Annotated in this window: 11 protein-coding genes and 1 tRNA gene; 4 read left to right on the forward strand and 8 right to left on the reverse strand. The window is 46.3% G+C overall.

Going from position 1 to position 11,675, the window contains the following annotated elements; genetic code table 11:
- Window positions 1–1,257: 1,257 nt before the first annotated feature.
- The 8 genes from HMPREF0670_RS12220 to HMPREF0670_RS12255 all read right to left on the reverse strand — a co-directional run bounded on the left by HMPREF0670_RS12220 (window position 1,258) and on the right by HMPREF0670_RS12255 (window position 8,886).
- On the reverse strand, window positions 1,258–2,115 hold the full coding sequence (locus HMPREF0670_RS12220) for an enoyl-ACP reductase (RefSeq protein ID WP_009231463.1): 858 nt from the start codon (window positions 2,113–2,115) through the stop codon (window positions 1,258–1,260).
- 405 nt (window positions 2,116–2,520) lie between these two features.
- On the reverse strand, window positions 2,521–4,080 hold the full coding sequence (locus HMPREF0670_RS12225; protein ID WP_044078259.1) for a sulfatase-like hydrolase/transferase: 1,560 nt from the start codon (window positions 4,078–4,080) through the stop codon (window positions 2,521–2,523).
- A gap of 509 nt (window positions 4,081–4,589) precedes the next feature.
- Window positions 4,590–5,699 (reverse strand): hypothetical protein, encoded by a 1,110-nt coding sequence (locus tag HMPREF0670_RS12230; RefSeq protein ID WP_044078260.1) that lies wholly within the window; start codon window positions 5,697–5,699, stop codon window positions 4,590–4,592.
- The gene (locus HMPREF0670_RS12235; protein WP_044078261.1) at window positions 5,683–6,036 is read right to left on the reverse strand and encodes a hypothetical protein; all 354 of its coding nucleotides are present in this window, start codon (window positions 6,034–6,036) and stop codon (window positions 5,683–5,685) included. Before HMPREF0670_RS12235 ends, HMPREF0670_RS12230 begins: the two co-directional genes overlap by 17 nt.
- Entirely contained in the window at window positions 6,023–6,586 is a 564-nt protein-coding gene (locus HMPREF0670_RS15855; RefSeq protein ID WP_009231466.1) for an RNA polymerase sigma factor, read from the reverse strand. The genes HMPREF0670_RS12235 and HMPREF0670_RS15855 overlap by 14 nt, the downstream gene beginning before the upstream one ends.
- A gap of 249 nt (window positions 6,587–6,835) precedes the next feature.
- Window positions 6,836–6,908, reverse strand: a tRNA-Lys gene (locus HMPREF0670_RS12245).
- A 106-nt stretch (window positions 6,909–7,014) separates the two neighbouring features.
- Window positions 7,015–8,130 carry an AI-2E family transporter gene (locus HMPREF0670_RS12250; protein ID WP_009231467.1) on the reverse strand — a complete coding sequence of 372 codons (1,116 nt, stop codon included), beginning with the start codon at window positions 8,128–8,130 and terminating at the stop codon, window positions 7,015–7,017.
- Between the two features lie 165 nt (window positions 8,131–8,295).
- A complete protein-coding gene (locus HMPREF0670_RS12255) occupies window positions 8,296–8,886 on the reverse strand; it encodes a thymidine kinase (RefSeq protein ID WP_044078263.1) in 591 nt (196 codons plus the stop codon).
- Window positions 8,887–8,982: 96 nt separating this feature from the next.
- On the opposite strand from HMPREF0670_RS12255, the gene rsmI reads away from it, so the two are divergent.
- The 4 genes from rsmI (at window position 8,983) to HMPREF0670_RS17190 (ending at window position 11,534) form a co-directional block, all read left to right on the forward strand.
- Window positions 8,983–9,693 carry a 16S rRNA (cytidine(1402)-2'-O)-methyltransferase gene (gene rsmI, locus HMPREF0670_RS12260; RefSeq protein WP_009231469.1) on the forward strand — a complete coding sequence of 237 codons (711 nt, stop codon included), beginning with the start codon at window positions 8,983–8,985 and terminating at the stop codon, window positions 9,691–9,693.
- On the forward strand, window positions 9,690–10,529 hold the full coding sequence (locus HMPREF0670_RS12265) for a hypothetical protein (protein ID WP_009231470.1): 840 nt from the start codon (window positions 9,690–9,692) through the stop codon (window positions 10,527–10,529). The genes rsmI and HMPREF0670_RS12265 overlap by 4 nt, the downstream gene beginning before the upstream one ends.
- Window positions 10,530–10,700: 171 nt before the next feature.
- Window positions 10,701–11,267, forward strand: a complete 567-nt coding sequence (locus tag HMPREF0670_RS17185; protein WP_009231471.1) for an acyltransferase family protein — start codon at window positions 10,701–10,703, stop codon at window positions 11,265–11,267.
- A gap of 21 nt (window positions 11,268–11,288) precedes the next feature.
- On the forward strand, window positions 11,289–11,534 hold the full coding sequence (locus tag HMPREF0670_RS17190) for a hypothetical protein (RefSeq protein ID WP_009231472.1): 246 nt from the start codon (window positions 11,289–11,291) through the stop codon (window positions 11,532–11,534).
- The last annotated feature ends 141 nt before the right edge of the window (window positions 11,535–11,675 follow it).

Consider the following 11,675-nt stretch of genomic DNA (forward strand, 5'->3'; position numbering starts at 1 on the left):
TTATTATTTACACCCGATTACCCACTTTTAGCCCCCAAAACCCACTTTTTAATGCCCATTTTGCCCTTTGGGGTCATGCTTTTAACGGCTCTAAAAGGTTTTGTTTATACAGTTTCAGTGGATATTTATGCTTTTCGTCTTGCATTTAGCACCATTTTGCACTGCGTTTAGCACCATTTTACCTTGCGTTTAGCATCAAAACGCACTGCATTTAGCATCAAAACGCACTGCATTTAGCACCAAAACACACTGCGTTTTGCGGCATATTGCACTACATTTTGCTATAAATAGCCCAAAAGTTGGTGCAAATGGCGACTGCTTTAAATAAAAATTCATTTTGCCGCATTCACAGACTAACCCTCTTTTGTATCAAAACGAACCTTCGCGAGAAACGATTTTTTGCGGCTAGGTGAGTGGTTGGTGGATAAAAAGGGCACTCATAATGTTAAAATTCCTGCTGAAAAGATTACAATGGTTGGCGAACCAACAGGCGAACAGGTTGGCAAGAAGACAAGTGGACAAGTGAACAAGTGAACGAGTTAATCGTACTTTTCTCGTCTCTCGAAGAGTGCGTTTTCTCGCCACGCCAATGTTCGGGCAAGCTCGACATTGTTCATTTGGCTTAACGAAAACGTTCATCTTTCGTGCTTTGACATAAATACGTCCATGTTGACATAAGAACATAAGAAATATAGAGAAGTGCTCTTTACTTTTTTCTCATTATGTGTCCCTGGAAAGATGCGTTCAACTTGTAAAGAATGTATTGAAAATACTCTCGCCGGGTTTGCATTTTGAGACTGAGCCATGTTTGCCACAGACGAAAGGGGCATAATTTCAATTTTCATCATGTCTTTGTCGGGTACTTCGTACATGTTCGGGGCGTTTATCTTGGTTTTACAGCTCATAGGCATAAACTCCTCTCAATTTGTAGAAATGTTAAAGGTCAAGACGACTTCAATGTAGCACGACGAAGATAATCAAGTTAAATCCAAATCTCTCATTTGGATTTCAAAGTACGATATGGTTGTGAGAAACAAAAACGACTGATTTTGGTTGAAATAACTATTGGGATGGCTGCGGCCAACTATCTCCGTCCCAAAAAGGCAGAACGTGAGTTTGTGAACTTTAAAAAAACAACAAACGCCACCCTCGCTTTGGGCAAGAGCGGCGTTTGCAGGATGTATACGGAGTGCGTTGCCATCGCCAATATTTGGTGTAACTATTTACACACAAGCCAGCGAGAACAACACTTATAACTTATCCGTAGATAATCTTTCCGTTCTCGTCTTCGTAAGGACCCAGGTCCTTGCTGTATTGGTTCATGGCGCGCAAGCTCATTCCCATGTTCGAGAAACCACCATCGTGGAAGAGCGTTTGCATGGTAACCTTACGCGTAAGGTCGCTGAAAAGGGTTACGCAATAGTCTGCACACTCCAATGCCGAGGCGTTTCCAAGGGGCGACATCTTGTCGGCGAAGTCCATCATGTTGTCGATGTCCTTGATACCCTTACCCGCTGTTGTGGGTGTAGGCGACTGCGAGATGGTGTTGATGCGCACGTTCTTTTCGCGCCCATAGATATAACCAAAGCTGCGAGCGATGCTTTCGAGCAGGCTCTTGGCGTCGGCCATATCGTTGTAACCGAAGAATGTGCGATGCGAGGCAATGTAGGTAAGTGCCACAACCGAACCATATTCAGCAATTGCGTCTACCTTTTTAGCGGCTTGCAGCATCTTGTGGAAAGAGATAGCCGAGATATCAAGAGTCTTGTTCAGCCAATTGTAGTCCAAATCATCGTATGTGCGGCGTTTGCGCACGTTAGGGCTCATTCCGATAGAATGCAGCACAAAGTCGATTTTGCCGCCCAACAGTTCTTGTGCCTTTACAAAGACATTTTCCAAGTCTTCGTAGCTGGTGGCATCTGCTGCCACAACAGGAGCGTTAATCTTCTTCGCAAGTGCGTCTAGTTCGCCCATACGAAGGGCCATTTCGGTGTTGCTCAGCACGATGCTTGCGCCTTCTTCGGCACAGCGTTCTGCCACTTTCCAAGCGATGGACATGTCGTTGAGCGCACCGAAAATAATACCGCGCTTACCTTTTAATAAGTTGTATGACATAATTGTATTGATAATAATTCGTTGCAAAATTACGCTTTTTAAGCTAGAATACCAAGAGTTTGAGGCGAAAAGGGCGAATGAAAGGGGAAAGAGTGAAAAGGTGAAAAGGTGAAAAAATGGCTGCGCCTATCAACTTGTCAACTCATTAACTCATCAGCTCATAAACTTGTCAACCCGTTAACTCACCAGCCCATAAACTTATCAACTCGCTAACTCACCAATTTGTTAATTGTTCAACAAGATGTTGAATTTAGCCAGATACGCAGGGGGCGTCAGCCATTCTTTCACCCTTTTACCTTTAGAAGACGCAGTCACCTTTTCACCCTTTCACCTTTAGAAGGCGTTAGCCATCTTTTCACCCTTTCACCTTTTCACCTTTAAAGGCGCAGCCATCTTTTCCCCCTTTCACCTTTTCTTCGTTCTTTCGCGGCGCAACACGTTTTGAAGTTCGTACACCACGTTTGGGTTTTCGTTGGCCACGTTGTCTTTTTCGTACTCACCCTTGCTCAAATCGTATAATTGTGGCGTGGGATTGTTGCCCGTTTCTATCTTCGGACCCCACGAAATCATCTTCTCGCCGTCGCTAGGCTCGATAAACTTCCATTGCGGCGTGCGCACCGAAAGGACACGCGAACTACTCTGTTCGATAATCCAAGGGCGATTTTGGGTGTCTGTTCCCAAGAGATTTCCCAGTCGGGGTTCGCTATCGCAGGCTGTTCCCTTTGGCAATCGCGCCCCAACAAGCTGGGCCAAAGACGCTAGCCAGTCTATCTGCGACATCAAAACGTTGCTTTGCCGACCGCCTTTCACACCCTTTTTCCACGACACAATGGCAGGAATAGCCGTTCCGCCCTCGAAAGCACTGTACTTATTACCCCTGAATGGGCCAGCAGGACTATGCCCGTTAAGCAACTCTTCGGCCCGGTCGGCATAGCCATCGTCTACCACAGGGCCGTTGTCGCTGCTTAATATAATGAGTGTATTGTCGGCCAAGCCATATTGTTCGAGGGCTTTCATCAGCTGTCCCACACTCCAATCAAACTGCACAATGGCATCGCCACGGTAGCCCATAGGGTTCTTTCCGCGAAAACGGGCATGCGGAAAGCGCGGCACGTGTACGTCGTTGGTGGCAAAATACATGAAGAAAGGCCGATTTTGGTTGTCGCGAATAAAGTTAATGGCGTGCGCGGTGATAGAGTCGGCGATGTTTTCATCCTTCCATAGTGCCTTTCCTCCACCCTTCATAAAGCCAATTCTACCAATGCCGTTAACGATACTCATGTCGTGCCCATGGCTAGATTTGAGGTTATAAAGCAGTTCGGGATGGGCTTTGCCCGTTGGTTCGCCCTCAAAGTTGCGCTTGTAACTCACCTCAATGGGTGCCGACGGGTCGTAGTTGGCCACACGCCCGTTTTCGATAAACACGCAAGGAACGCGGTCGCTGGTGGCCGCCATGATGTAACTGTAATCAAAACCAAGGTCGCCCAATGCGGCAGGCAGTTGCGCATTCCAATCTTGCTCGCCACCTTTGTCGCCCAGTCCCAAGTGCCATTTGCCAATGGCACAGGTGGCATAGCCCACACTTTTGAACATATCGGCCATGGTAAACTGTTCGGGACGGATAATCATACCTGCATTTCCAGGTGCAACATCGGTGTCGGCACGCCGCCATGCGTATTCGCCCGTTAGCAACGAGTAGCGCGAAGGCGTGCTAGTGGCTGCCACGGCATGCGCATTGGTAAAGCGAATGCCCTGACTAGCAAGGCGGTTTACGTTGGGTGTTTCCACGTTTTTCGCGCCATAACATTGCAAGTCGCCATATCCCAAGTCGTCGGCGTAAATGATAATCACGTTTGGACGGCGCGTGTCGTCGGTCCGATTGTTCTTCACCTGCTTGGCGTGTGCGCCTACGGCCGTAAGCAATGCAGGCGCAAGTAGCGCAGGGTAGGTTTTCATTTTCTTCATTGTTCGCAGTGTTGTTTGGGTTATAGCCGCAGTTTTACGTTGGCTGTCGGCATAGCTTTTGATTGTTTGTGTGCATGACTTAGTGGCGCATGCTACGTTTAATTTGGGTTTTAGTTCTGTTTGGTGGAGTATAAAAACAGGATGCAACTAACCTCGGCATTCTGTATTGCTTGCTATCTAAATGCCCAATTGTGTGCTGTGGCACGGCAATCATCCCCCGCTTGACGGTTTCTTCTTTCAGAAACCAACGGCGAAAGTTTTTAGTTCTCACCTTAATTATAGACAAAGGTACATCTTATTTACGACAAGCCCCCTTTCTTCTACGATAAATCGTGTGGCATTGCTATAAACTACGTCTCACCAAATACTGGAAAACGACTAATTAGGACAAGTGAATTTAACGCCCTGTCACCTAGAAAAAAACATCTTCTGCTTGCTTTTCAAGGGGCAAACAGAAGATGAGCAATAAAAATCTCAAAGATATTTGAAAGCGATTTACAAAATATATTTCAACGTTTCTTTCTCTTTAACACCAACAACACTAGCGAAAGAACCAGCACTGCTCCCGTTAAAGCAAACGCCCATAGGTTCTTTTTGATTATGCAGGGCGATATAACCACATCGCCAGCCATTAGTCTGTTACCCGTAAGCCTACTTAGTGTGGGTGGATAATCGGCACCGAGAAAGGTAAGTTTGTAATCGATGTTGAACATTGACAAGGCAAGGAAATCTCTTTGAGCGACATCAACTTCTCTCATCAACGTGTCATTGTCGAGTATTTCCGAATAAACGTCCGAATGGAAGATTTTTTTAAACCACTTAGACCTATCCATATGGACGGCAGTTAGGTCGGTTTCTCTTGAGTACTCCCGAAAAAGCGTGTCGTGCAAGGCCACAAAACGCTGCTTGTCTATCGCTTTCGCCGCTATGCGTGAATAGTTTTTGAGTATCGTTTGATAGGTCAGTTCAAAATCATTGGCAACAAGCCACTGGGTGTATTTTGTTTTAAGGTGCTGCGTGATGTCGTCTATCTCGATGCCATTAAGACCTCCAACAAGGTCGGGTGTTCCGCTAAACCAAAACCCAATCTCGTCTTTGGTAAAGAATTTACTCATGGGGATGGGGCAATTGATGTGCTGTTGGGGATAAACTTCTTCGTATCTGTACTCAGTACGGAAGAAACCTCGCGTACGTTCAAATGTTATTCGCGGTGTGATACGCCGTGAGCCCACAATGAACGTTGTTGCTTTGGCCATTTCTTCTACAGAAGCGAAGTTACATTTGGCATACACCAAGATGGTGTCTGCTGCCGTACGCCCATCTTTCTGACATCGTCTGCTGAGCGCTTGATAAGCTTTAAGTTCCACGGGGAATGCGTGTCGAAGGCTGTCGCCCTTTATTCCCCATGTCAGTTGCCAACCTTTGTCCCACCTCAACATACTTTCATCTGCGTTGAACACACCACTAACCAACTGCGCCGAATCGAGTTGGAAAGACAATTCCCTACTACATGTTCCGTCTTCGTTTACAATGGTGGTTGCGCTACCTTGGTACTTATTGTTGCATGCAACCATAAATGTTGCCAAAAGAAGGAGTATCAAACTATCTTTTGTTTTCATAAATGCTTTGTTTTATAAGTTCATATTGGTTTCTTTTCAAATACTTGTTCTGGAAATACACCCCGTCAGCCTTTTGTGGAAGGGTTTCCTGTAAATAGAGCAATGCCATATCATTGTTTTTTGGCACAGTTCTAACACATTCTGAAATGCCAAATACCAACGCCAACGATGCTGCAATGGCACAGGCACGAAGAACAATAACGTACGCGCGTTGACGGTTTCGTTGTTCAATACGAGCCATCACGCCATCTATCATGTCGTCTGGATGCTCAAGGGAAGGTCGTTTCCCCTGCAATCCCCTTATTACATCAGCGTATAGGTTGTCATTCTTGTTCATAACCTAGCCGTATTAATTGTTGTTTAATCTGTTGTCGGGCAACGTATAAGTTGCTCTTTATCTTGGTAGCGTTCATGTTTGTGATACTTTCTATCTCTTCTATTGGAACGTTTTCGAGTACACGCAATGTGAAAACAAGCTGTTGTTTAGGGCTCAGTTGTGCAGCCAACACCCTAACAATAGACACCCATTCCGAGTTCATCAGCTGTCGTTCGGGAGATGGGTTGGTTGCATATGCCTTAAATGCACGTTCGTCTGACAGCATGGGTAGTTGCGGTTTACGACGTTTAAGCTTGTCTAGGCAGATGTTAGAGGCAATGGAGTATATCCACGTGGAAAACTTTCCCTTCTCCGAATTGTACTTGTGCAAGTTCAGCCAAACACTAACGAAAGTATCTTGGCAGGCATCTTCTGCATCGTTTTCATCACAAAGCATCTTGAGCGTTAGCGAGAAAACCATACTTTGGTATTCTCTCACTAACCGTCGGAAGGATTCTTTGCTACCTTCCTGACATTGAACGACAATTTGGTTTACTTCGTTTTGTTCCATCTGGCCCTTGTTGCTTTTACTATTTGTTACGATTAAAAAGATTAAAAGTCGAAAAAGAAGATTGTGAAAACGGGTGTTTGGCACTGATTTAATTAACACCATAAGAAAGGAGAGATATGCTTTACGCCCATATACCATTAATAAGTCATGAGATTTCTGTTGTCCCAAAACAATGGGAATAAAACCGAATAAAAGAGCTATAAGGGTTAAACACACAAAAAAGGACACCCTTACGAGTGCCCTTTTTCGTGATCCGCTTGGGGCTCGAACCCAAGACCCCAACATTAAAAGTGTTGTGCTCTACCAGCTGAGCTAGCGGATCTTCCAACAAAGCGTTTTTTGTTTTGCGAGTGCAAAGGTACATACTTTTAGCCAATCTCGCAAACAAATTGCATGTTTTTTATCCGCCAATGCCGTTTTATTTGGTTTTAGGCATCTGTTTTTGCTGGTGTTTCGGTGGTTTCGGGCTCAACATCCACCTTTTCTTTGGTAACATACCGCTGCCAGTAAGCAATGATAAGGGTGGTGAGCGGCAAGGCAATGATAACCCCAATGAAGCCTAATAACGACCCCCACACAGACAACGAAAGCAGAATGATGGCCGGATTTAGCCCCATGGCCTTACCCATTACGCGGGGCGTTACCACCATATCCGAGATGATTTGCACCACGGCGAACACCAAAATGGCCGTTCCGAAGATAATCCAAAAGTTCTGTCCTGTGTCGGCAGCTTTGAGAAGAGCCAAGAATGCCGTAGGAATAAGGGCGAAAGTGTGCAGGTAAGGCACCAGGTTCATCACACCAATAAGAATACCCATGCCGATGGCCATGGGAAAATCAATGATGGTGAAACCGATACAAAACATGATTCCCATGATAAGCGACACCAACCCTTGCCCACGAATGTAATTGTTAAGCTCGCGCGAGGCATCTTGCGCAAGTTCGTTCCAGAAGGGGCGATACTTCTTTGGGAATATGCGCACCCAGTTGTCGGTAAGGAACTCGTAATCGAGCAAAATGAAGAACATATATAATAAGGTGATGCACGATGCCACGATACTCACCACCACACTTGCCGTCTGTCCCAAAAGGCTAAACAACTTGGGCATGGCCGTGCGCACGGCATCGTTAAAGTCTTTGCTCCTGATAAGGCGGTCGATGTCTTCTTGGTGTTCGCGCAACCAATGCTGAATATAGCCTGAGAGGTCGCCCGAGCTTTTGGAACTGCCCAAATAACGTGCGGCCAACTCAGAAATCTTGTCGAACTGATCTATCAACGACGGCACCACAAGCAGCCCGACGCCTGTAATCAAGCCCACAAGAACCAACAAAACGAAGAGGATGGACAGCGTACGGATGCGTATGTGCAGATATTTCTCGGTGAATTTCACCAAAGGATAAAGCAAGTAAGCCAACAAGCAAGCAACGAAAAAGGGCAAAAGCACCTCGCTCATGCTGTTGGTAATGAAGAAAACCGCAAAGATTATCAGGCCACAGACGACCCATCTTATCAGCTTGTCTAGGGTTATTTTCTCTTCTAACATATCTATTGTTGTTTAGTTTACCTCTTGGAGAGGGGAAAGGAAAACGGAAATGATAAAACGAATAAGACATTCGGGAGCGGCAAACTTAGGCAGATTGTTTTGTCCGTCCTGTTTGTTTCAGCCATCCTAACGGCTCTTTTGTTTCATCCGTCACGCCACTCCTATTTAACATTCACCCTTTCCTCCTTGCATGGCCTTTTGATAACAATGCCTGCACAGAGGTTCGTACTCTTGCATCTCGCCAAGCATCACGCGTTTCTCTCCTTCCACAATGCGATGGCTCACGTAAGCCAGCGCACCGCACTTTACACAAATGGCATGCACCTTTGTAACGTGGTCGGCAATGGCGCACAGTGCAGGCATAGGGCCGAAAGGCACACCTTTAAAGTCCATGTCAAGGCCAGCAACGATAACGCGCACGCCTCGGTTGGCCAATTCGTTGCAAACGGGCACCAACCCCTCGTCCATAAACTGCGCCTCATCAATGCCCACCACGTCGATGTCTGCCGAAAGCAACAATATCGCCGCCGACGAATCCACGGGCGTGCAATGTATGGCGTTGCGGTCGTGGCTCACAACGTCGTCTTCCGAAAAGCGCGTATCAATGGCAGGCTTAAATATCTCAACCCGTTGTTTGGCAAACACGGCACGTTTCATACGCCGTATCAACTCCTCTGTCTTGCCCGAAAACATCGAGCCACAAATCACTTCCACTCTTCCTTGGCGGTGGTTTTCGCCGGTTACATTATCAATCATTCTGATGCAAAAGTACAAAAAGACGTTTTAAAAATTGCAAACAAACGCATGCTTTTTTTGCTACTAGGAATATATATTGCTATATTTGCGTACAATATGGGCATCTTATACATTGTACCCACCCCTGTGGGCAATATGGAGGACATCACGCTACGCGCCATTCGCACCCTGAAAGAGGCCGATTTGGTACTGGCAGAAGACACCCGAACGACGGGTATCTTGCTTAAACATCTGGGCATTGAGGTGGCTCACCTGCAATCGCACCACAAGTTTAACGAGCATGGCACGTCTGCTGGAATTGTAGAACGCCTTAAAGCGGGGCAAAACATCGCCCTCGTGAGTGATGCAGGAACGCCGGGCATCAGCGACCCAGGTTTTTTCTTGGCGCGCGAAGCGGTGGCGGCAGGCATAACCGTTAACTGCTTGCCAGGCGCAACGGCTTGCATCCCTGCCGTGGTGTCGTCGGGAATGCCCTGCGACAGGTTTTGTTTCGAAGGGTTCATCCCCCAAAAGAAAGGGCGGAAAACTTACCTCGAAAGCCTAAAAGACGAGCAACGCACGATGGTGTTCTACGAATCGCCTTACAGATTGGTGAAAACCCTCACCCAACTGGCCGAAGTTGTAAGCACCGAACGACAAGTGTGCGTATGCAGGGAAATATCCAAGTTGCACGAAGAAAACGTGCGGGGAACACTTCAAGAGGTGGCCAAACACTTCGAACAAACGCCCCCACGTGGTGAAATAGTTATTGTTTTAGCAGGAACTAGTAGTAAAAAAGATAAAAAATCGAAAGGAGAAAAATTATGAAGAAACTTGTTATCGCGTGTTTCGCAGTATTGTCGTTGGCAGCCTGCAAACAAGGTAAAACCAATGGAGAACCGCAACTTAACGACTCTTTGCAGCAGATTATCCAACAAAGAGACAATCAGTTGAACGACATGATGGCCACCATGAACGAAATCCAAGACGGATTCCGACAGATTAATGAGGCCGAAAACCATGTCAATATCGCAAAAGACGGCGAAGGGGCCAACAAGTCTGAGCAGATTAAAGAAAACATCAAGTTCATCACACAACGCATGGAAGAAAACCGTGCACTGTTGAAGAAACTGCGCGCACAATTGGAGAAAAGTACGTTTAAGGGTGCAGAACTGAAGAAAACGGTTGACAGGCTGATGAAACAGCTGGACGAAAAAGACCAACAACTGCAACAACTTCGCGCTGAACTCGATGCCAAAGACATCCATATCTCGGAGTTGGACGAAAAGGTGAACAACCTGAACACCCACGTTACGAAACTGAAAACCGACAACACGGCGAAGGCACAAACCATTAGCGACCAAGACAAGCAGATACACACGGCTTGGTACGTGTTCGGAACGAAGAAGGAACTGAAAGAACAAGGCATCCTTGTAGACGGAAAAGTACTGCAAAGCGCTTTCAACAAAGCCTACTTCACCCGCGTAGACATTCGCACGCTTAAAGAAATTAAGTTCTATTCTAAGTCGGTTAAGCTCCTCACCACTCACCCCGCTTCTAGCTACTCGCTCGAAAAAGACGTGAACAAGGAGTATGTGCTTACCATTACCAACCCCGACGTGTTCTGGAGCACAAGCAAATATTTCGTTGCTGTTGTGAGATAAAGTTTCCCAGCTTATTTAACCGCAGCGCACACTTTGTTCTAACGCATATAGCCTTAAACCCAATGGCCAAACAAAGGCACAGAACAAGCCGCTGTACACACAACGAACCTTAACAACCCCAAGGGGGATGCGACATGCCAGTTGCCGCATCCCCCTTATATATTACTAACAATGAATCATAATAACCAACTCGACTTTTTCAGGGCAATACTCATTGTCCTGGTTATACTTATCCACATCGTTAACTTCGGCGATCACTATCCGCTACTCAAAAACGCCATTCTAGCCTTCCTCATGCCAAGTTTCTTGGTCGTTACGGGCTTTCTAGTAAACATCAACAAACCCTTGAAAACCTACGCCCTTTACCTCTCTAAAATAGTATTAGCCTATGTAGTAATGGTTTCGGGATATGCAGCCTTGTCGCTGTTTTTGCCCGTAAGGGACGGGCTAACCCAACCAACATGGCAGGCATTTGCCCATGTGCTTTTCATCAAGTCTATCGGTCCGTATTGGTTTTTACATCTCATGGTGGTGTGTGGCGTCCTTTATTACGCCTCGTTCCGTGTCGTCCCGAAAATCAGCACGGCGGCCAAGCTCTCTATTTTCGCCACCTTCATTATACTCACTGCCCAATTTACGCCCCTGCTCAACATCAGATTTGCGGCCTACTATTTTGTTGGCGTAGTTATCAGGCATCTTGTTAAAGACTTTTCTAAGGTGTATGAAAGCAGTCTATAGCCCATAATACCCTTCCTACTTTTGGTAGGTACGCCCAGATTTCAAGACTGGGGCACCATCTCCATCCTTGTAAGTGTGTTTTGTTTTTTCTGTTTCGCAGCCAAGTTGCACACCTATTTGGGTAACAAAATAAAAGCTGCGGCACATTACATTGGCCGCAACACCTTTCCTATCTACATCTTCCACCCCATCTTTACCATGCTCGCCAAGTTCATACTTCCCGCTTTCGCCTTCGAACCCACTGGTCTATTGCATGCAGCTGTTTAGGTTGTAATGGGCGTTATTGGCAGCATTTATTTGGCTCGCGCCCTCGACTACACACGCACGTCTTACCTATTTGGCCGCAGCAAGCTGATAAGATAGGGTTAAAAGATGCCGTCGGGGCATAAGATGTACAACAAACTATTT

Origin of the sequence: Prevotella sp. oral taxon 317 str. F0108 (genome assembly GCF_000162415.1) — a bacterium.
GTDB classification, from domain to species: domain Bacteria; phylum Bacteroidota; class Bacteroidia; order Bacteroidales; family Bacteroidaceae; genus Prevotella; species Prevotella conceptionensis.